16 protein-coding genes and 1 pseudogene are annotated in these 22,363 nt (G+C 56.8%); 15 read left to right on the plus strand and 2 right to left on the minus strand.

Annotated features, from left to right (window positions below; translation table 11 throughout):
* Positions 1-124 precede the first annotated feature (124 nt).
* From F3J19_RS03875 to F3J19_RS03905, 7 genes and pseudogenes are all read left to right on the plus strand, one after another.
* Positions 125-1,609 carry an FAD-dependent oxidoreductase gene (locus F3J19_RS03875; RefSeq protein ID WP_167037868.1) on the plus strand — a complete coding sequence of 495 codons (1,485 nt, stop codon included), beginning with the start codon at positions 125-127 and terminating at the stop codon, positions 1,607-1,609.
* A 10-nt stretch (positions 1,610-1,619) separates the two neighbouring features.
* A complete protein-coding gene (locus F3J19_RS03880) occupies positions 1,620-2,279 on the plus strand; it encodes a c-type cytochrome (RefSeq protein ID WP_206001058.1) in 660 nt (219 codons plus the stop codon).
* A 29-nt stretch (positions 2,280-2,308) separates the two neighbouring features.
* Positions 2,309-3,037: a hypothetical protein gene (locus F3J19_RS03885; protein ID WP_167037875.1), complete on the plus strand. Its 729-nt coding sequence runs from the start codon at positions 2,309-2,311 to the stop codon at positions 3,035-3,037.
* Positions 3,038-3,218: 181 nt separating this feature from the next.
* Positions 3,219-3,507, plus strand: a pseudogene (locus F3J19_RS03890) (high-potential iron-sulfur protein).
* Between the two features lie 1,430 nt (positions 3,508-4,937).
* Complete coding sequence (locus tag F3J19_RS03895; protein ID WP_167037879.1) at positions 4,938-6,767, plus strand: DUF1302 domain-containing protein; 1,830 nt, start codon at positions 4,938-4,940, stop codon at positions 6,765-6,767.
* Positions 6,768-6,830: 63 nt separating this feature from the next.
* Positions 6,831-9,191: an efflux RND transporter permease subunit gene (locus F3J19_RS03900; protein WP_167037882.1), complete on the plus strand. Its 2,361-nt coding sequence runs from the start codon at positions 6,831-6,833 to the stop codon at positions 9,189-9,191.
* Positions 9,192-9,222: 31 nt separating this feature from the next.
* The gene (locus F3J19_RS03905; RefSeq protein ID WP_167037885.1) at positions 9,223-10,200 is read left to right on the plus strand and encodes a YCF48-related protein; all 978 of its coding nucleotides are present in this window, start codon (positions 9,223-9,225) and stop codon (positions 10,198-10,200) included.
* Positions 10,201-10,283: 83 nt separating this feature from the next.
* Here F3J19_RS03905 and F3J19_RS03910 read toward each other — a convergent pair whose 3' ends face one another.
* Both F3J19_RS03910 and F3J19_RS03915 read right to left on the minus strand, forming a co-directional pair.
* Entirely contained in the window at positions 10,284-11,822 is a 1,539-nt protein-coding gene (locus tag F3J19_RS03910; RefSeq protein WP_167037888.1) for an IS3 family transposase, read from the minus strand.
* Positions 11,823-11,956: 134 nt separating this feature from the next.
* A complete protein-coding gene (locus F3J19_RS03915) occupies positions 11,957-12,448 on the minus strand; it encodes a MarR family transcriptional regulator (RefSeq protein ID WP_167037890.1) in 492 nt (163 codons plus the stop codon).
* Between the two features lie 143 nt (positions 12,449-12,591).
* On the opposite strand from F3J19_RS03915, the gene F3J19_RS03920 reads away from it, so the two are divergent.
* The 8 genes from F3J19_RS03920 (at position 12,592) to F3J19_RS03955 (ending at position 22,139) form a co-directional block, all read left to right on the plus strand.
* Positions 12,592-13,611: an aromatic ring-hydroxylating dioxygenase subunit alpha gene (locus tag F3J19_RS03920; RefSeq protein WP_167038030.1), complete on the plus strand. Its 1,020-nt coding sequence runs from the start codon at positions 12,592-12,594 to the stop codon at positions 13,609-13,611.
* Between the two features lie 146 nt (positions 13,612-13,757).
* Entirely contained in the window at positions 13,758-14,957 is a 1,200-nt protein-coding gene (gene fdhA, locus F3J19_RS03925; RefSeq protein ID WP_167038033.1) for a formaldehyde dehydrogenase, glutathione-independent, read from the plus strand.
* 80 nt (positions 14,958-15,037) lie between these two features.
* A complete protein-coding gene (locus F3J19_RS03930) occupies positions 15,038-15,985 on the plus strand; it encodes a PDR/VanB family oxidoreductase (RefSeq protein WP_167037893.1) in 948 nt (315 codons plus the stop codon).
* Positions 15,986-16,030: 45 nt separating this feature from the next.
* Positions 16,031-17,410, plus strand: coding sequence for an MFS transporter (locus tag F3J19_RS03935; protein ID WP_167037896.1), 1,380 nt, complete (start codon positions 16,031-16,033; stop codon positions 17,408-17,410).
* A gap of 59 nt (positions 17,411-17,469) precedes the next feature.
* Positions 17,470-18,459 (plus strand): ABC transporter substrate-binding protein, encoded by a 990-nt coding sequence (locus F3J19_RS03940; protein WP_167037899.1) that lies wholly within the window; start codon positions 17,470-17,472, stop codon positions 18,457-18,459.
* Positions 18,460-18,530: 71 nt separating this feature from the next.
* On the plus strand, positions 18,531-19,550 hold the full coding sequence (locus F3J19_RS03945) for an aromatic ring-hydroxylating dioxygenase subunit alpha (RefSeq protein WP_167037902.1): 1,020 nt from the start codon (positions 18,531-18,533) through the stop codon (positions 19,548-19,550).
* A gap of 306 nt (positions 19,551-19,856) precedes the next feature.
* Positions 19,857-20,954, plus strand: coding sequence for a porin (locus F3J19_RS03950; protein ID WP_167037905.1), 1,098 nt, complete (start codon positions 19,857-19,859; stop codon positions 20,952-20,954).
* A 156-nt stretch (positions 20,955-21,110) separates the two neighbouring features.
* Complete coding sequence (locus F3J19_RS03955; protein WP_167037908.1) at positions 21,111-22,139, plus strand: IS110 family transposase; 1,029 nt, start codon at positions 21,111-21,113, stop codon at positions 22,137-22,139.
* Positions 22,140-22,363 lie beyond the last annotated feature (224 nt).

A 22,363-nucleotide genomic window follows, 5' to 3' on the forward strand; every position in this document is an offset into this window, starting at 1 on the left:
CGGATCTGTTGAAGCAACGGATTCTCCGGTCCTGAACGAGACGGGGTGCCAAGTTTTCAGGATTCCGAATGATTAGAAGTGGTGAGTCCTTTCGAGGAACGCCTGTCACGTAGATAGAGGCACTATGACAAAAATATCTTCACCCAAAGGCTCTGCCAACTTGCAGCGCAGGCAATGGCTCAAGTATGCCGGCGCTTCGGCAGCCGTCGGAACGCTCGCCATGGGAGCCCGGGAATCGTATGCCGCCGCGACCGCTCAAGGCTCAGGGGACGTTCTCGATGTCGCCATCATCGGCGCCGGGCTGGCTGGACTGACCGCTGCGCGAGACCTTCGCGGGGCAGGCTGCGAATCCTTCGTCGTCCTCGAAGCACGGGATCGTGTAGGCGGCCGGACGTACAACTACGAAGTGCCTGGTCCGGGCGGGTTCGTCTCGGAAGTCGGCGGCCAATGGATCGGGCCGGGGCAGACCGCGGTGGCGGATCTGGCGCGCGAGCTCGGGGTTGACACGTTTCCTACCTACTACGACGGAAAGACCGTCATTCTTGGCGGTGATGGACGTGTGGAGGTGGACTTGAAAGGAACCTTCGGCACGGACGAGACCATCGGCGCCAAGCTGAGTGCGTTGTCGCGTGATGTGCCTTCGGGGGCGCCCTGGACCTCACCTAGGGTTGCGGAGTTCGATAAGCTTTCAATGGGTGACTGGCTGGCAAAGCAGAACATCAAGCCTGAAGACCAGATGGGCTGGAACGGTTCGTCGATACTTTCCGGCGGTGCCATGCCTGCGAAGATGGGGCTGCTGCATTTCCTTTCCATGGTCAATTCGGCGGATTGCGACTTCTCGCAGCTCGACGAGATCAAGCACAGCGCGCAGGAAACACGGTTTATCGGCGGCTCGCAGATTCTCAGCAAGAAGATGGCGCAACAACTGGGCGACAAGGTGCGTCTGTCCACACCCGTGCGCCAGATTTCCGGTTGGGACGGCGAGGTCGTCACGCTGCACACGGACCATGGGGTGGTGCGCGCACGTAAGGTCATCATGGCCATTCATCCGGCCTTGTGCCATCAGGTGCAATTCGATCCACCCCTGCCGGAAAAGCGCGCGGCATTGCAGTGCGCCTGGCCGGGGCATTCGCCGGCGCGCAAGACGGCGACGGTCTATCGTCGCCCCTTCTGGCGCGATAAGGGCTTGAACGGTCACATTTTCCAGATGAACGGTCCAATTATCTGGGCCTTCGACAACTCGCCGCCGGGTGGCGAGATTGGCGTCATCAATGCCTTCACTATGGGTGCGCTGCTGCCTTCCGACCTGCAGGAGGCCAAGCGGATACAGACGGAAATCTATGCTCAGGCGTTGGGCAGCGAGGCTCTGACTCCCGTGGCTTACCACGACCACGATTGGGGTCGCGTTGATCCATGGACGATCACCTGCGTTTCCGCCATTCCCCCAGGCTTCTGGAGCGAGCATGGTGAAGCATTGCGCCCGTCATGTGGGAACCTGATCTGGTCGGGCACCGAAACGGCAAACATCTGGGCCGGCTACATGGATGGCGCGGTTCGCTCCGGCCATCACGGTGCGTTGCAGGCGCTCAATGCATTGCGTCGGGCGTAGGAGAACAATAGTGAAGAAAAAAATTCTGCTGGTTGCCGTTCCCGTGGTCATTGCCTTGCTACTGGTCGTTTTTGGCCGCGATTTTCTCGATCTCTATCGGCTGCAGAACCATGTTGCGAGTTCGACCAAGGCCTATCTTGCCGACGGAGGGGCATGGCCGCATCTGACCGATGTCTGTATGGGCTGCCATGGCGTGAAGGGTAATTCGCTCGCTCAGGGCTATCCGAGCCTTGCCGGGCAGCCGACGCTCTACGTAGCAACCCAACTGCGCAATTTTGCCAGCAGCCAACGGAGTGATCCGAACATGGGGCCGCTCGCGATGACTCTGGGTGCAAGCGAGATCAAGCTGGTCGCCGATTACTACGCCCGGCAGATTCCCGTCGAAAATCGCTACTTCCACCCCGATCCGCACCTGCGGGCAAAAGGCGAGCAACTGGTCAAGGCCAGTGCCTGCGTGGCATGTCATGGTGCCGCGTTGATGGGTCACGACCAGTTTCCGCGTCTCGCGGGCCAAGGGTACGACTACCTGGTGAAACAACTCAACGCCTTTGCCGACGGCGCGCGTACCGAACCCACGGGCACCATGAAGAGCCTTGCTGCGGCTATGTCGTCGGAGGACCGGGCGGCTGTCGCCAGCTATCTCGCAAGCCTCAAGCCGGACACGAAGTGAAGAATCGAAATCAATTCGCATCGGAGACTATGATGAATCAGACCTCGCGCAACGTAATGCGCTTCACGGCCTGGAGTGCCATTATCGGCGGTCTTCTTGCCTACGCGAACGTCGGGCTGTCGGCGGCGGTAACAGGCTCGGACACGGATATGGTGCTGCATGGCGCATCGATGTTGGTGCTGCCGTCAGATGCCCGTGATCTGTTCCGCTGGTGCATGGTTGCCGACACGCTCGGCTTCTATCTGCCCTTCCTCGCCATCGGTGGCTATTTCGTGCATGTATTCCGTGAGGAGCTAGGCGCGCTCGGCAACATGGTGGCGTTCGCCGTCGTGCTGTACGTCGTGGTGGGTGTGACAGGCGCGGTCATGCAGTTCGCGATCATCCATCCACTCGCACATCTGTATGCGGGTGGGGACGACGCCACGAGAAGCGCAGCGGCAGCGGTATGGACGGCGATAGCCAATGCGACTCAAAACGGATTGTGGTGGATTGAAGGTCCACTCGTGCTGTTCTGGACACCGATTGCGGCCAACCTGCTCAAGAGGGCGGGTTGGAGGGGATCGATTCTCCTGAAGATCGTCGGGTGGGCTTTCGGAGCTTTCTTCCTGTTTGGTTTTTTCCCGGAATTCGATGCACTTTCAAATGCAAGCGAGGCGGTCGTTGTACTCGTCTTGCCGCTGTGGATGCTGTGGTTCGGCTGGCAGTTGTTGCGCCGCTCGCGGACCTACACCGAAACGGTTCCGGGGTTTGCTGGGTAAGGCGCACTCCTTGCCGAGGCAGGGCGTTGAGGGCGTTTTGAAATCCAAAGCGAATTGTCGGGTCACTTTGTGCCAGGAAAACATAATTCGTAGTCCATAGTATTTTGAGGCCGCTGTGCCTTGGTGGCACGCCAATTCCACAATAGAAGAGTATTTGCATGAGAACTTCCCGCCGCATTTTATGATCGAAACCGCCAGCATCGCGACGGGGTTCGCGCTTTCGCGCCTTGCTTTTGCCGATGTGGCCAAGGTGTCGGAAGTCGATTCGACGGCGCTCGCGCTCGGTTACAGGACCGATGCGACCAAGGTCGACAAAGCAAAGTATGCGAGGTACGTGATGGGCCAGGTCTGCAGCAATTTGCGCGTTCTATCAGGGCAAACCTCAGGATGCGTTCGCCCCTTGCCCCATGTTCGGCGGTAAGCCGGTCGCGGGCAACGGTTGGTGCAGTGCCTATAGCAAAAAGGCTTGATTGCGCAGCGTTACAGCATGCCGGCATCGAATCGGACAGTAAGACATGTACTTACAGAATGGCATGACTCGCTTACGTCGACATTGGCACAGCTTGTTCCTAAGGCCGATGCGAGATGCGGAATGGAGCAAAGTCAACATATCGCTGTTCTCCTAATCGGGTTAGTTGATGGGTCGGCGATTCGTCATGGAGCCAAGCAAGGAATGCGTAAGTACCTACGTGGAATCGATACGCCGCTTGTCGAGGCTACGAATCGTATTCTGCAGGAGAGTTCTTTTGAGTCGTCGAAAGAATGACGATTGAGACGTCAACGACGTGGTCCACGGAGGCAGGAGATTACCTTGTCTTTTTCCTTTAAAAATGATCCGCCCGCTTATTAACAATCATAGGTCAGTGTTCCGTTAACAGGCGTGGCAGACATTGGGCGTCTCATGTGAACCTGTGCGACACGTTTCGCTTCCACCCTCGTGCCGGGTTTGAGCACCCGTGGTTACTGTGTCCTTGCAGGCGTTTCAGGAAACGCCACAGGAATCTGCGCTGCCGCAACTTCTTCCAACCTTCATCAAACGAGCGGTTCCAGTTTGACATGGCTGAGGACCGGTCAGCAGCTTCCAAGTGATCCCTGTTGTGACCTAATCCGTCAACCATGAATTCGTCCCTTGATGGGGAAGACTTAATCCCTTGAGAAACCGGCTATGTCCTGAAGTGGGGGCAGAGGCGTGGGAGCGTCTTCGTCAGTCAGTGTTTTCCCTATTTTTTTTGCCTTGTTGGTAGGTCGTGACGGCGCTACTATTAGGTCATTAAGGTGCAATTGATGGTCTTTGATACAACGTGTTCGGCGTGCAGAGCGTAGCCTTCAGCAGCGGCTTTCCCGTATCGAGATATAGCTATATGGATTCACGCCCCCAGTTCGATTTGGTGGCAAGGGGCAGTTAAGGTGGGGAATAACGGCCACAAGGCTAACTCGATAGCACTGGAGCTCCGAATTTGCGCGACGCGCGTGCATCGCGGGGTGGGGTGCTTGTCGGTCGGTCCAGAGTAGTTTACGAAGCAGAGTTCTGATAATACATGTAGGAATGCAAAGTTAAATGAAGCGTATCACTGATGGCCGGAGAACGGTGACACAGATTGAGTATGCGCGATTCCATCGAGCGGCATGGGTGAAAACTGCACGGCGCTCGCAATAGCGGGCCACTTGCCCAGTACGAACTGAATGACGGGCGTTACGTGTTCGACGGATCGTTCGTTGGGCAGGGCAAGGACATTTGCTGATACCAGCAGGTCGACAATCTGCGCTTGAAGTCGGACTTCTTAGCGGCGGAATCGCTGAAGTCGGTGAGCGAGCGCCGATATCTGGCGCAGGTACGAGAGGGGAGCTGCACGCGCACGACCACGCGCGCCGGCGTCAAGGGAGACGGCAGGAGACGAACATGAGAACGATGATCAATGGGAAACGTACGGCGATTTCGCTGGCCATTCTGGGCGTAGCGACCTCCAGTGCCTACGGCTATGAATTCACGACGGGGCTTAACGATCTTACCGGTTCGTGGGTGACCAACCTTACCGCAGGTGCGGCGATCCGGACCAAAAGCCCGAGTTGTTCGCTCACGGGCGATCCGAACGCGTTCGGTTGCGGCGCGGAGGCGAACGTCAACCAGTGGGGCTTCGGTGACAATGGTGACCTGAACTACCGCAAGGGCCAGCCGTTCAGCACCTACGTCAGCGCCACGAGCGAACTGCTGCTGAAGATGCCCAGCGCCGGGCTCAAGTTCATGGTCCGTGGCACGGGCATGTACGACTTTCTCGCGGGCGACACGAACCGCACACCACTCTCGAGCACCGCTTCGGCGCAGGTTGTCTACAATGCGCAACTGCTCGACCTGTGGGCCGAGAAGGATTTCACGATCAACAACGGAGCCGCTCACGTGCGACTGGGCAACCAGGTGATCAACTGGGGCGAGAGCATCTTCGCGCAGGGCGGCATCAACGCCACCAACTCGCTCGATATCCAGAAGTTGCTGATTCCGGGTTCGCAGTTGAAGCAGGCGCTGCTGCCCGCACCCATGGTGAGCTTTGCCGCGGATTTGGGCCATGGCTTCAGTACTGAGGATTACTACCAGTTCCAGTGGAATGGGAACCGTCTCCCGCCGGTCGGATCGTTCTGGTCCACCACGAACGTCCTGGGTCGCGGCGCGGAACCGCTCACGGTCAACACGAACAACTTTAACGTGGCCGGTCCCAGTGCGGGGACGATCGCCGGGGCAAACAGCGGCAACCAGGACGTGATCAACGGCATCAACACCGGGCTCGTCAATGGGGCATTTGCTGGACTGCCCGATAACGTTATCGGCATTCCGGTGAACTGGCAGGCGCCGTCAAAATACAAGCCGCAGTTCGGCCTGAAGTTCAACTATTCGCCGCGCTCGTTCGACGCGAACTTTGCGTTCTATTACGAAAACTATACCGACAAGTCACCGGTTCTTTCATCGCTGGCAAACGGAACGGGGCAGTGGTCGTATCTGGAGAACCGCCAGCTTTTTGGCGTGAGTGCGAATTTCGGGGTGGGTAACTGGGCAATCGGCACAGAATTGTCATATCGACCTCATGACGCGGTAGCGTTATCGAGCTGCTATGGCGCGGGTGGCCCGCTGGATGCGAACACCAACGGCGTAGCCGGCGTCAATTGCCAGCAATGGGCTGACAAGAAGAAATTCCAGTACGACATCAACGGCATTCTGGCCCTGACACGCAGCGAGTATCCGTTTCTCAAGCTGATCGGCGCGGATGCGGCGGCGCTGACATGGGAACTCACCTGGATCTACTACCCCGGCGTGAGTTCGAGCGGCGTCACGCGCACGGTCAACGGACAGACCGTGACGCAGGTGCCCCAGGCAGGTTATCTGCCGTGGCTGAACAATAACTCCGATGCGGGCTATCCGATCGCGATGGCACAGGGTACATCGAGTTCCGTGGGCGCGACGGTCGATTTCAACTGGACCTATGACGGCACCCTGATCCATGGCTGGCAGGTGACGCCTGGCGTGACGTTCGCCGACGCGCTTTATGGCTATACGCCAACGCTCGTCGCGAACTACCTGCAGGGCGCGAAGTCGCTGAACCTGTACGTGCTGTTCAACCAGAATCCAACCGTCTGGCAGGCGGGCATCAATTACACGTTGTTCTTCGGGGGGCACCAGACGGTCGGTCAGCCCTACGCAGATCGCAATTTCGTCGGGATGTTTGTCACCCGGAATTTCTGACAGGTTAGCCTGTGAGAGAAGGTGCACGCTGTGCGCCGTCGGAATACTTGAAGGGATAACGCCGTGCTAAATCGTCTGGTCAGTGGTCTGGAAAGATTTTTCTTCGGTCATCGTGTGAGTGTGCTCGTGGCGATCGGCGTGTTTACGGCCGTCATGGCGGTTTTCGCCGTGCAGTTGCGCATGGATGCGGGTTTCGAAAAGCAGATGCCGATTGGACACGAGTACATCCAGACGTTCCAGAAGTACCGGAACGACCTGCTCGGCGCGAACCGGATCACCGTCGTGGTGCGTGCACGCAAAGGCCCGATCTGGACGAAGGAGGGGCTCACGCGGCTGTACAGGGTGACCCAGGCCGTCACGTACCTGCCGAACGTGGACCGTATTGGCGTGCAATCGCTATGGACGCCGAACGCCTACGTGAATGAAATCACGGCTGAGGGGTTTCGTGCGGAGCCGATCATCTCCGGTACCATCACGCCCGACCAGCTCACGCCCGACATTGTTGCGAAGATCCGCCGTGCGACGACGCTCGGGGGCTATGTCGGCACGCTCGTTTCGCACAACGAAGACAGCGCGATGATCACGGCCGAGCTCAACGAGCGCGACCGTAACGGCAAGGTGCTCGACTACGTGGCGTTCAACCACCTGCTCGAGGCGCAGATCCGCAAGCCGTTCGAGGACGCCGGCTACGACATCCAGATTATCGGCTTCGCCAAACAGATTGGAGACATCGCCGATGGTGCGACCGCCGTGCTCGGCTTCTGCTGCGTCGCTCTGCTGTTGACCGCGCTCGCCGTTTACTGGTACTGCCATTCGCTTCGCTTCACGGCGCTGCTGGTTTCGTGCTCGCTGACTTCGCTGGTCTGGCAGTTCGGGACGCTGAAGCTGCTGGGTTTCGGGCTCGATCCGCTCGCGGTGCTAGTGCCATTCCTCGTGTTCGCCATTGGCGTCTCGCACGGCGTGCAGCAGGTGAATTACATCGTGCGGGAGATCGCGCACGGCAACAGCTCGTACGACGCGGCACGCCACAGCTTCAGCGGCCTGTTGATTCCGGGCGTGCTGGCGCTGGTGACGGCATTCGTGTCGTTCATCACGCTGCTGCTGATCCCGATCCCGATGGTGCGCGAGCTCGCGATCACCGCGTCGCTTGGCGTCGCGTACAAGATCGTGACGAACCTGATCCTGCTGCCGGTGGCGGCGTCGTGCTTCAACTTCACGAAGAGCTATGCCGACAACGCGCTCAGGCGTGCGCAGCAGCGCGCAAAGCCGCTGCGCGTGCTGGCGCGTGTGGCCGAGCCGAAGTTCGCGAGCCTCACGTTGGCCCTGACAGTTGTCGTGCTTGGGCTGGCTGCTTGGCAAAGCCGTGACCGCGTGATCGGCACCTTGCAGCCGGGCGCGCCCGAGCTGCGCGCGGATGCGCAGTTCAACCGCGATGCGACCTCGATCTCCTCCAGCTACGACATCGGCCTCGACTGGCTTACGGTGGCCATCGAGTCGACGGGTAAGGCCTGTGACAACCCGGCGGTGGGCCTGTACGAAGACGACTTTGCCAGCACGATGCAGTCGGAACCGGGTGTAGTGTCAGTGCAGTCTTACTCGGGAATGCTGCGCCGCTACAACCAGGGATATAACGAGGACTATCCGAAGATGAGCGTGGTGCCGATCGATCCGGAAAACTACGGAGCGGTATCGGTCGACGTCGGTCGTGTGAAGGGCTTCATGAAGGCGGACTGCTCCATGACGGCAGTACACCTGTTCCTCTCGGATCACAAGGCGACGACGATTAACCGGATTCTGGACGATGTGAAGGCATATCGCGCAGCGCATCCGTTCGCAGGCATCACGGTGAGGCTGGCTGCGGGCAATGTGGGTGTGCTGGCGGCGACCAATGAGGAAGTGGCAAAGAGCGAGCTGCCGATGATGTTGTACGTGTATGCGGCGATCCTGGTGCTGGTGTTACTGGCGTATCGCGACTGGCGTGCGATGCTGGCGTGCTGCCTGCCTCTGACGGTGGCGACCTTTATCGGCTACTGGTTCATGAAGGAGTTGCAGATCGGACTGACGGTGGCGACGCTACCGGTGATGGTGCTGGCCGTGGGGATCGGCGTGGACTATGCGTTCTATATCTACAACCGTCTGCAGGTGCATCTGGCGGGTGGCCAGAACATCGTAAAGGCGGTGCAGCACGCAATGCTGGAGGTGGGGGTGGCGACGATCTTTACGGCGATCACGCTGGCGATCGGGGTGGCGACGTGGAGCTTCTCGGCGCTGAAGTTCCAGGCCGACATGGGCAAGCTGCTCGCATTCATGTTCCTCGTCAATCTGCTGATGGCGATGACGGCGCTGCCCGCGTTGGCCTCGTTGCTGGAGCGCTGGTTTCCGCGCCGCAAGCCGGCCCGCGCGCCGGGTTTGTTCAGCCATTGACGCCTGAAGACGCAATCAAAGGAAGCAAAGCATGATCAGGACTCTTGTAACGTGCCTGGCGCTGTGCGTGAGCGCAGCGGCCTTCGCCGAGTCACAGGGCGCGGTGACGGACTGGGCGGCGAAACCCGCCCGTGCGTGGGCGGAACCGTCCCACATGATGCTGCTGGACGTGACGCATGCGGGCAAGCGCATCGTGGCCGTGGGCGAGCACGGCGTGATCGTTATTTCGGATGACGATGGAAAGACGTGGCGGCAGTCGCAGCAGGTGCCCGTTTCGGCCACGCTGTCTGCGGTGACGTTTGCCGATGCGCAGCACGGCTGGGCAGTGGGGCAGTGGGGAGTGATTCTGGCCACCAGTGACGGTGGCCAGACGTGGCAGAGGCAACGGATGGACATCTCGGTCGACCAGCCGTTGTTCTCAGTGCGCTTCACCAATGCTCAGGACGGTATCGCCGTGGGCTTGTGGTCGCTGATGCTCGCGACCCATGACGCCGGCAAGACGTGGACCAGGGTGACGGTGGCAAAGCCGCCGGGCGGAGGCAAGGCGGACCGCAACCTGTACCACATCTTCGCCGATCGACAGGGCGTGCTCTACATTACGTCAGAGCAGGGGACGGTGCTGAAGTCGACCGACGGCGGCGCGAACTGGACCTACATGGCGACGGGCGGCAAGGGTTCGTTGTGGAGCGGTGTAGCGATGCCCGATGGCCGGATCGTCGTTGGCGGCCTGCTCGGCAGCCTGTATCAAAGTAGTAATGGCGGGGCGACCTGGGTGCCGCTGAAGTCGGGAGCAAAAAGTTCGATCACCGATATCGTCGCTGCGGGCGATGGACTGATTGGAGTCGGGCTCGACGGTCTGGTGCTGAAGCAACGTGCCGATGGCTCATCGTTTGAGGTCACCCAGCGTCCGGATCGCGCGACGCTGACCGCGGCCGTGATCGATGCGGGCGGCAAGCCGGTTCTGTTTTCGCAGAATGGCGTGCTTCAAGACATGATCGCGAAGCAATGATTTCGGATCCGAATTGATGTTCCACTGGCACGACGGCAATGCAACACTTGATCGGGGGGATGCGGCCATTTTCTTGGACTGATTTACGTCGTTAATCCGAGGCTTTCACGGTACTCAATGGGACTGAGATAGCCAAGGGAGCTCTTGATCCGTTTTTCGTTGTACCAGCGAATATAGGCGTTCAGTGCTTCAACGAACTCCGCGATGGTTGTCGAACGCCAGTCCCCTGGATAGAACATCTCGGTCTTCAGCCTGCCGAAGAATCCCTCACAGGCCGCGTTGTCTGGTGAGCAGGCTTTACGCGACATGGATCGGACCAGATTAGCCTTTGCAATTCGCGACAGCCAGCCAGGCCAGCGGTAGTGGCCACCTCTATCGGAATGCACGATCGGCGTTTCATCGTCCTCGGTCACGGTCTCGATAGCCGCATCTAACATCGTATTCACGAGCGCTGCGTCGGGGCTTGTGCCAATCGACCAGCTGACTACCATGCCATCGAAGCAGTCGACCATGGGCGATAGATATACCTTCCCCGCCGGGATCTGGAACTCGGAGATATCCGTCAGCCACTTTTCGTTGGGGGTCGTAGCGTGGAAATCGCGATTGATGGTGTTATCTGGGGCCGGGCTAATTTCCCCAACATAAGAACGATACCGGCGCCGCTTGGGCCTGGCTGCGTAGAGGCCGCCTTGTTTCATGAGGCGACGCACGACCTTTTCCGATAGGAACACCCGTTGTCTGCTGAGTGCTGCTTGCACCCGACGGTAGCCGTAGGATCGGTGATTGTCCTCAAAGATCTCTGCAACAGTACGACGGACTTCTGCATATTTGTCGGTGCCCCGTATGGGTGACCGATGGTAGAAATAGGAGCTGCGCGCCAGGTCCAACCGCTCAAGCAGCTCAGTCAAACCGTATTCTTCTCTCAGGGCGTCAACCAGCGTCGTCTTCTCCCGGTTGCTCAGGAGTGGCAGGTCGACGCCCAGGTCTTTTTTTAGGAGTTCATTCGCCTTCTTCAACAGGTCGTGTTCAAGCTGCAGATTGCGAATGTCGCGCCGGAGCCCTTCGACCTGCCGCTCCAGTTCGTCCCGATCCGTCTCTGCGGGTGATCCCTTGTCGCGTTTCATGGATGCAGGGGCCTCTGGGCCGAGTAACTGGTTTTTCCAGTTGTACAGCGACACCCTGTCGACGTCCAGCTTTCGCGCCACCGCCCGTGCACTTCCTTGCCGTGTGCACAGTTCGTACACCGCAAGCCGCCTGGACGCCAATGACACGGCCGGTCGGCCTGTCTTGCCAACCGCGCATTTCCTGGTTTCCGGATAGCGCTCGCGAACCCACGCCGTCAGTATCTGGTGACAGGGATAGCCTAATGTCCTGAGGGTGAAGCTGACGCAGCACCCGTGGTTGATGTAATGCTCGAGTACCAGGTTCTTCTGTTCTTCTGAGTACTTCGGCTTTACGCGAACATACTCTTTCTGCAGATCGCCACTCTTCTCGAATTCCTCACACCACGCCTTGAGAGAATTCTTCGTCGGGTAGCCCAACTGGCGGATTGTCGCCTTGATGCGCTTCCCTAGTTTCAGGTACAGCCCGACCGCCCGAACGCGCTCTTCGTATGAATACATGGACTACCTCCAAAGTAGTCCAAGATTTTGTCCGCATCCCCTGTGGGTCAGAATTCCGTGCAAATCAACAATCTGCTGCCAATCACTGCGACCAATCCACGAAGCGATCAGCGATGCGTTTCAACCGTTGTCTTCTATTCCAGCGCGGCTCTTCCTCGAAAGGGTGCGCGACTTTGTTCGTTATTCAACTTAACAAATTTCTTGAGCAAGGTCATGAATTGATCCTGCTCATCGGGCGCGAACGAAGCGAGCATTTGACGGCGTAATTCATGTACGGCTGGGACGAGGTCATGAAGCAGGTCAGCGCCCAGTTCGGTGAGCCGCACCAGGCGAAATTTCCGATTTTTGGGGTTGACTGAGCGTTCGAGTAAACCTCGCTCCTCTAGTCGTGCCACGAGTGCCGCCGTTGTTGACGTGTCAAGGGCGCATAGGCTTGCAAGCGTATTCTGGTCAATATTGGGATGACCTTGAAGGATGCGCAAGACGGCGTACTGCACGGGGGTGACGTGCGTCCCGATCACAGCATGAAACATCGAGACGGCAATTTGTTGTGCCCGCCGTACCAAGTGGCCGGGCTGATCGTAAAGGTCGGTTGTAAGCAGATCGTCTTCGCTTATCGTGGTCATTGTTGTGTCCCCAAATTTCCAGTATCGGATCAGGGTTTAACCTGAGTCAATTGGCGTTGTACAGTGAATGATAGTGAGTATACTGATCGTCATATTGAGTGTGCTGAATATGACGATTGAACAAAGGAGAGATCGTGTTTCCGATGAATCAATGGTACGTCGCGGGATTGGCTTGGGAGATCGCCGATAAACCTCTCGCCCGGACGTTTTTGAACCAACCGGTTGTACTGTTTCGCCTGGTCGATGGCAAGGTGGTTGCGCTAGAAGATCGATGCTGTCACCGAGCGTTGCCGCTGTCATTCGGCACCGTGGAGGAAGGCGGCCTCCGATGCGGATATCACGGCTTGCTTTTCGATGGAACGGGTAAGTGTATCGAAATACCCGGTCAACCGACGATCCCGACGCGAGCGTGCGTGCGTCGATATGACGTGATCGAAAAGGACCAGATTGTCTGGATCTGGATGTCCGCTGAAGGCGGCGAGTTGCCAACGTCCGAGCCACCCTCGTACCCGTGGCATTCCGATCAGCGATATCAGTTCAAGGGTGATGCTTTCCACTATCAAGCTCCCTATCAGTTGATCCACGACAACCTGATGGACCTTAGCCATCTGGGTTACGTGCATACGCAGACGATCGGCGGCGACCCGAAGACCCATATGGAAGCGGAGATGCGGGTTGCGCAACAGGGTGAGACCGTCAAGGTTACGCGCTGGATGAGGGACTCTCGCCCTCCCAAGACGTATACCGACGCATGGCCCTTTACTGGGCAAGTGGATCGGTGGCAGGAGATCGAGTTCGATCTGACTTACCTGAAAATCTGGACGGGTGCGGCCGACGTGGGAACCGAATCTCTCGATGACGAGAGCCGAGGCGGATTTCACATGCGTGGGTTTCATGGAATTACGCCCGAAACTGAAACGTCGACGCATTACTTCTGGACGATCGCAAGCAACGAGTTTTCCTCAGAATATCCAAATCTCGAGGCGGTGTATGAGCAAACTGCACATACGTTTATGGAAGACAAGACCGTCGTGGAAGCGCAGCATCGCAGCCTAGGCCGATTTCCGAGCCATCGAAATATCGACATTCACGTTGACGCAGCGGCGAATCGCGTGAAGCGGATCGTAGACCATCTGTCCCAACAGGCTAGCGCCAACGCCTAACTGTACTCGTCCGTCGTACCGAAGTATGGTGTCTGAGTGGCTTATCCAGACTATCTTGAATATTAATTTGGATTCCTACCAAAATAATCGCTGATAGACGCGCGGTCGTTTTGTTGCCGGAGTCCAGAGCTACATGAGGATGAATGATGAGTTCCAACCGAGGTGTCGTTTATGTTGAGCCGGGGAAAGTGGAGGTGGCCAATATCGATTTCCCGAAGCTCGTTGATCCTGCCGGGCGCAAGGCGAACCATGGCGTAATCCTGCGCGTTGTGTCCACGAACATCTGTGGTTCCGATCAGCATATGGTGCGCGGACGAACTACTGCTCCGCGCGGGTTGGTGCTAGGACATGAGATCACCGGCGAGGTAATTGAACTTGGGTCCGACGTTACGACACTTTCTCTCGGTGACCTCGTCTCTGTTCCGTTCAATGTCGCATGTGGGCGTTGTCCAATGTGTAAGGGGCAAAACACCGGGGTCTGCCTCAGCGTGAATCCTGGCCGCCCAGGCGGTGCATATGGGTATGTAGACATGGGAGGGTGGATTGGTGGGCAGGCCGAATATGTCATGGTGCCGTATGCTGATTTCAATCTCCTCAAATTTCCGGATCGGGACGCTGCGCTTGCCAAGATCCGGGACCTGACGTGTCTGTCCGACATTCTGCCTACGGGGTATCACGGCGCGGTGACAGCCGGTGTGAAACCGGGGGCAACGGTGTATATCGCTGGTGCCGGTCCGGTCGGGCTTGCCGCTGCGGCGTCTGCTCGCCTGTTGGGGGCTGCTGCTGTCATCGTGGGTGATGTGAACAAGGACCGGCTTGCTCACGCACACAAGGTTGGCTTTGAAGTTGTCGATCTGTCTCAGGATGCGACCTTGCTTGAACAGGTCGAAGAGATCCTTGGTGTGCCCGAAGTCGATTGCGCCATCGATTGCGTTGGTTTTGAAGCGCGGGGGCACGGGCACAATGGCTCACAACAGGAAGCGCCAGCCACAGTGTTGAATGCGCTGATGGATGTTACCTCGGTGGCAGGCAGTATCGGCATTCCTGGCTTGTACGTGACTGACGACCCAGGTGCAGTGGACGAAGCTGCTAGACGCGGCAGCCTGTCCGTCAGGTTTGGGCTTGGTTGGGCGAAGTCGCACAGTTTCTTTACCGGCCAGACTCCTGTCATGAAATACAACCGCAATCTCATGCAAGCAATTCTCTGGGATCGGATCAACATCGCGGACGTTGTGAACGTTCAGGTGATCTCGCTCGACGACGCTCCGACCGGCTACGCACAATTCGATTCCGGTGTTCCCCGCAAGTTTGTCATTGATCCTCACGGAGTGCTGGCGGCAGCGTAAAGACGTGGAAACACGCCAATCGCTCAGTACATCGCAACGCGTTTACGAACGCGATCGACACAGGGTAGAAGGGTAGCAGGATGTTTAAAGTCAAGGTCATCAAGAAGCAGCGTGCGGCCGAGGGTATCTGCCGGTTCGAACTGGAGCGCGTGGATGGCGCTCCATTACCGCCGTTCACAGCTGGCGCACACATCGACGTGTTTATCCGTCCGGGTCTCGTTCGTCAATATTCGCTATGCAACGCTCCCCGAGAGCGTCACCAGTATGTGATCGCTGTTCTTCAGGATCCACAGTCCCGAGGTGGTTCAGTCGCGATGCACACGATCGATGAGGGAGATATCGTTGAGATCAGCGAGCCCCGCAACCATTTTTCTCTGGTCGATGGGGCCACACGCTCGGTGCTTGTCGCAGGGGGCATCGGAATTACACCTATCTTGAGCATGGTGTATCAGCTCCACGAAGATGACGCATCATTTGAACTCCACTACTGTGCGCGAGATACAGCTCGGATGGCACTACGTGACGATTTGGAAGCGCTCGGGCTTGCAGATCGCGCGCACCTTTATCTCGACGCGGAGGGAACCCGCATCAATTTCGAGCAAGTTCTCGGTCAGCCGGAGCAGGGTGCACATCTCTACGTCTGCGGCCCCTCCGGTTTCATCGCCGCGGTCCTTGATGCAGCGAAAACGTTCGGCTGGAACGCCAACAACGTGCACCGGGAACACTTTGGCCTACCGCAAACAGGTACCGATACAGGTGGCAGTCCCTTTACCGTTAGGCTGGCCAGATCTGGTGCGAGCGTGACAGTAATGCCAGAGGAATCCATTGTGAAGGCATTGGCCCGAATCGGTGTGGAGATTCCAGTCTCGTGCGAACAGGGTGTGTGCGGAACATGCCTGACCAGAGTGTTGGACGGTATCCCGGAACATCGGGACGCGTACCTGATGGAAAACGAAAAGGCAGTGAATGATCAGATCTTACCCTGCTGCTCAAGAGCGGTATCCGATGTTTTGGTGCTTGACATATAGCGGATTTTTTTGCGTAGGGAATTCGATAAAGAAAAGGAGACGGTAGTGAGCCTCGCAGAGGAAACAATAGATGTACAGCGGTTCGTGGATGAGCGACGGATTGGATTCCGGCAAATCCGATTGTTTTGTCTTTGCCTGCTGATCCTGATTCTCGATGGCTACGATACTGTCGTCGTCGGTTACGTGGCACCACAACTTCGAGCCCACTGGGGAGTACAGCCCGCGCAGCTTGGCCCGCTCTTCGGTGTAGGTCTCCTGGGCCTGACTGTAGGTTCATTCGTCTTCGGCCCGATTGCAGATCGCGTCGGGCGGCGCGTGACGCTTATCTGGTCCGTCATCCTGTTCGGCGTGGCGTCGTTTGCATCTGCGTTTGCCCCTTCGCTGATCGCATTGATAGCGTTGCGTTTCGTGACTGGTCTTGGGTTGGGCGGTGCCATGCCGAACGCCTATACGCTGGCAGTGGAGTACAGCCCAACGCGATTGCGTGCCAGTCTGGTTGCACCGATCGGCTGTGGACTAGCAGTCGGTGGTGCCGTAGCAGGTCTGTTTGCGGCGCAGGCGATTCAGGCTTACGGGTGGCCTTCGATGTTTGTGGTGGGAGGTATGCTTCCGCTCATACTGGCACCAGTGCTGGTTCGTTGGCTACCGGAATCGGTGCGATATCAGATCGCGCGAGGCACTCCAGACGTAGAGGTTCGCCAAACGATGTCTGCCGTTTTTCCGGATGTGTCGCTTCAGGGTGTGCGGCTCGTTTGCACAGAGCACGCTCCTAAGGGATTTCCGGTCACGCAACTATTTCGCGGAGGTTTAGTAAGCGGGACGTTGTTACTGTGGATCACCGCATTTGGTGCGCTACTTGTCGTCTATTTTCTGAGTAGCTGGCTGCCTGTCCTGATTCATGAATCTGGCGCATCGCTCAGCACGGCTGCCACGATGACTTCCTGCTATCTGTTCGGTAATACGTTTGGGGCCATTTTGCTGGGCTTGTTAATGGATCGTTGCAACCCGCAGCTCGTGCTGTGTGCAGCGTTTATAGCTGCGTGCGCGGCACTCGTATCTTTCGGCAATATGATTGGCGCGCCGATCCTCGCCTATCTGACGCTGTTTGTGATCGGCGTTGGCACTGGTGGAACGACCACGGGTACGAACATTCTGGCTGCCAGCTTTTATCCGACTGCTAGTCGGGCAACGGGCGTAAGTTGGACCTTGGCTTTTGGCCGCATCGGCTCCATTGTTGGAGCAACTGCTACCGGGCTGCTGGTGGCCGCGAAATGGTCGATCTCACAGATCTTTGTGGCCGCAGCTTTTCCGTTGGTGTTGGCGGCGATCGCTGTCGCTCTGCTTGGCTGGGTTCGTCGAGCAAAAGGCAATCCAACGGGCAATCAACCGACTTCGGAGCGCGTAGTTGCCGCTGACGGCCATTAAGGAAGGCGCGAGGTTGCCTTACGCCACTACTACGTTTTGATAAACAGGTCGAGGAACCAATGACTTTACCGCTTACGGTCGCCTGCTGGGATTACGATCGCACGAGTGCGCTGTTCGGCTCCACTGTCCGTATTGAAGGTTGTTCGCCGACGTTTTTTAATCTTCCAGTCGAAGAGACGTTTTTTCGTGCATTGCGCTCGAAGGAATTCGATGTGGCGGAACTTTCGTTGAGCAGTTATACGGTATTGCGTGCCAAAGGTATTTCCCCGTATGTCGCAATACCTGTATTTATGTCGCGAATGTTTCGCCACTCTGCTATCTATGTTCGTACTGGGGCGGGTATCAAGGAACCCGCCGATCTGAAGGGACGCAAGGTGGGTGTGCCGGAATATCAGTTGACGGCTCCTGTCTGGGTTAGAGGTATTCTCGAAGACGAATATGGGGTCTCGGCAGCCCACATCCACTGGTATAGCGGTGGTGTCGAGCAACCAGGCCGTCACGAGAAAGTATCCATTTCGCTACCACCCGGAGTGGAACTCGCGCCTATCCCAACTGACGAGACGCTAAGCCAGTGGCTGCTCGATGGTCGCATTGATGCATTGGTGGCTCCGCGCGCGCCTCGTCTCTTTGCCGAGGGGCATCCGTCCATCGCCCGACTCTTCCCGGACTTCAGGCGGGTAGAACAGGACTATTTCCGTCGAACCGGTATTTTTCCCATCATGCATGTACTCGGTATCCGGAACGAATTGGTCGAACAGTATCCATGGTTGCCTGCAAGTGTATTCAAAGCATTTCTTCAGGCCAAAAATCATGCGCTTAATGAGCTGTCGGAGGTGGGTGCTCTAAAAGTATCGCTTCCTTGGCTAGCAAGCGACTACACGGATGCGGTCGCAGCGATGGGGCAGGATTTTTGGCGATACGGTGTCTCCGGAAACGAGGCAACGCTTAATGCCTTCCTTCGTTATCACCACCAGCAGGGGTTGTCGCCACGACAGTTGCGAATCGACGAACTTTTTGCGCCGCAAACTCTCGAGCAGGTCTTGATCTGACTCGCGAATGAGATTCTTTTAACTCTCGGCATAGCGGTTTGCGCGATGCCAATCGAAAGACAGGTGTAGAGATGTGGATCAAAAATGCATGGTATGTAGCAGCATTCGAGAATGAGCTGTCCCGAGAATTGGTTGCTCGACAAATTATCGAGCAGAAGCTGGTGTTTTTCCGCACAGAGGCCGGCACTGCCGTTGCGCTCGAAGACCGATGCCCGCATCGAGGTATTCCTCTTTCCAAGGGTACGTTGACCGGCGACGCGGTGCGCTGCACATATCATGGTATCCGTATCGCATCGGATGGGAGCTGCGTACATATCCCCTGTCAGGCTCACATTCCGTCACAGGCGAAGGTTCGTGCTTTTCCGGTCGTGGAGCGCTTCGGGATGGTTTGGGTGTGGATGGGTGATGAGCCAGCGGACGTGGAGAAGATCCCGGATTTCCACTGGATGAAGGACGAGGAGTGGGCGGCGTGTAATGGCTATCACCTGGTTAAGGCCAATTACCAGTTCATGAACGATAACCTGCTCGATCTCTCTCACGAAGCCTACGTTCACGAACGTACGATTGGCAATGAGGCGGTAGCGGAGGCGCCTGTTACCACGACGTCGACGGACGGTGAAGTCCGCGTCCATCGGGATATTGAAAATTGCGAGCCGCCTCCGTTCTATAAGCGTGCCACTGGCTTCGAAACTAACATCAACCGCTGGCATACGACTATCTTTCGGCCGCCGGGTTTCCATGTGATCGAAAATGGCTCGTACCCCGTGACGGGAACTAAAACGGATGCTCTTGAGCGTCGAGTGATGCACCTTGTCACGCCCGAAACGCCAACTACCTCTCATTATTTTTGGGGTGTCGCTCGTCAATACCTGCGCGAAGATAGCGAGCTTACCGAATATATTCGACAGCAGTCGAGTAATACTTTCGATGAAGACGCGGAAATTCTGGAGATTCAGCAACAAGCAATGCATGGGAACGCCGCCAGCAGCTTTCCGGTTGCACTGAAGACGGACGCAGGTCCGATCCGCGCCCGGCGGATGATCCAGTCGATAATTGAAGCTGAACAACGCCGCGGGACGGCCGAGGTCTGACGAGCGAATCACCAGAAGTCCGCCTGTTCGCATCAGGCGGCTTGATTTGAACTCTGCTACTTGGTTTCAAATTGATCGGCTGCGTAGCAGAGGCCGAGCATAGTTGAAGTGCCGGTAAGATTTTTAATCTCAGATGCAGAGATATGTGCGAGTTATGGCATGGTCAAAAACTGATCATGACTATTGCATCGAAAAATAATTAAGTAATGCTTAGTATTTTTATTAAGAAGTGAAGCCGAATACGATGGCGATTTGTGAGTAACCTAAAAAAAGAAAAATCTATTAAAAAGGAGTGGAGGGCGATTTATGAAGAATGCAAAATATTGTGCAAAGATAGGAATGGTATCACTGGCTATGACTGTGCCGTTGGTGGCACATGCTCAAAGTAGCGTTACGCTTTATGGTATTCTTCAGTCAGCGGTTGATTTTAATCACTTTTCTGGAACCTCGTCAAAACCATCTTCCAACGGCGTTTTCCTGACGAACGAGAGTTCTTTTGTCGGCTTTAGAGGAACAGAGGATTTGGGTGGCGGTCTTGCGGCTACATTCAAACTCGAAACTTGGACATCTCTCGCGAACGGGCAGAGTCAGGTTCCCAACGTTTTTTTTGCCACGGAATCTTATGTTGGATTGGCGAAGAACACCCTTGGCACTCTCCAGTTTGGTCGGCAGTATACGCCGGCGCTCTGGCTCACCTACGCAGCAGATCCATTCGGTCGCGCGCAAAACGGTGCAATCTATAATCTGACGCAACAGATTCCGCCGCGCAACCCGATCCGGGGTTTTATTCCGACCCAAAATAACGCTATCCAGTACATTTCCCCGGTGCTGCTCGGGGGGCTTACGATACGGCTTATGTATGCGCCGAGTGGAAGTGCGAGTGCTCCGACCAATCTTGGAGAAATGACCTCGGCCAGCTTTGACTATCGGCATGGGCCGCTGTTCGTGGGAGGTAGTTACGAGAATGCAAGAGTTGCGGGTAGTGTGGCGAGTACAACTTTGGCGACCCTATCCAACACAACGTACACGATGGGAGCGTCCTATGACTTCAATATCGTGAAGCTCTTTGGCTACTTCCTGCAAAACAGGCTACAGACGCAAAATACGCTCGACGCGTACATGGTGGGCGTAACGATTCCGATCGGACTTTCAGTAATTAAATCGTCCTATGAATGGCGGACCATAGCACATACCGAATCGTCAGGGGCATCGGTATTAGCGGTAGGTTATTACTACCCTCTTTCGAAGAGAACGGTGCTCTTTGCGTCATACGCGCATATGCATAACAGCGCCGGCACAGCGTTCGGGCTGTGGCCTAGCGAAACTGCATATAACAGTCAAGGGCTTCCAGCAAACGGTATGGCTATCACCAGCGTCGAATTGGGGATTCAGCACCGCTTTTAGCACGAGCTTTCAGCTTGCTTGGAACGGCCCCCTGAATCACCGGACATGGTCTCCCCCTTAAAATAGCGGGTAGGCATACGACTGTGTTAATGGGATGGTCGCCCCCGCCTCCCCGGCAAGAGTACGCTATGGAGGCAATCACCAAGGGGAACCATCATGGAAGAAGTAACGCTTGTCGGAATCGATCTTGGTAAGCATTCATTCCATCTGCATGCCCAAGACCGAAAGGGCAAAGAGATCTTTCGCCGGAAGGTAACACGCCGACAACTCGTTGAGCTGTTCGTGAACTTTCCTGCGTGCACGATTGCTATGGAGGCGTGCGCCGGCGCGCATTTCATGGCTCGCACGTTGGCTGGTTTCGGCCATCAAGTCCGGCTGATTGCGCCACACCTCGTTCGGCCATTCGTCAAAAGCAATAAAAACGATTTCGCCGATGCCGAGGCGATCTGCGAAGCTGCCTCGCGCCCGTCCATGCGATTCGTTACACCTCGAACCGAACCTCAGCAGACACTTTCGGCACTCCATCGAGTTCGAGAATCATTCGTGCGTGAGCGCGTATGCACTGGAAACCAGGTTCACGGAATTCTCCTGGAATTCGGTATCAGTCTGCCGGTAGGCTGCACCGTGCTGAAGCGACTGCCAGCAATCATCGCGCAATACTCACTTCCTCCCCGCCTCGTGGTGCTGCTTGAACGGCTTCACGCCCACTACAAGTATCTCGACGAACAGATTGCGGAACTCGACAAGGATCTGGTTTGCCAGTTGGGCGAAGATGATCTCGGGCAGCGGCTTTTGACCATCCCCGGTGTCGGCCCAATCACTGCAAGCGTGCTATCAAGCGAGGTCGGAGACGGGAAACAGTACCGGAGCAGTCGAGACTTCGCTGCTTCAATTGGCCTTGTTCCGCGTCAGCACAGTACAGGTGGAAAGGCGAATCTGCTCGGCATTAGCAAGCGAGGGGACAAGAACATCAGGCGCTTGCTCGTACAGTGTGCCCGTTCTTATATGCGCGACGTCGCAAGGAGGGCTGGCCCTCTGGCGGATTGGGTACGCACGCTACTCGCTCGACGACACTCGAGCGTTGTGGCCTGTGCGCTGGCCAACAAGCTGGCGAGGATCGCATGGGCGATAGCTGCACGACACACGGTTTTCGAAACGGCTGGATACCAATTACAGAAGGGTTGAACAAACTCAATAGCGTTTTACCAACCATCTGGTTTTGCGATCGCTGGAAATTGATGACGTGAACGGCATACCGGCCTGAACGAACAACCCGATAGTCACGAAGGCTCCAAAAGCCGATGTGTTTTTTAGGATCGTCAGGCGCGACTCTCATCGTGGCGCTGAGGAAAAAACCTCAACGAAGACGCCGAATAGATTTGAGCAAGCCCGAAACATCGTTGAACCCA

The organism is Burkholderia sp. Ax-1724, from assembly GCF_011752995.1.
In the GTDB taxonomy this organism is placed as follows: Bacteria; Pseudomonadota; Gammaproteobacteria; order Burkholderiales; family Burkholderiaceae; genus Paraburkholderia.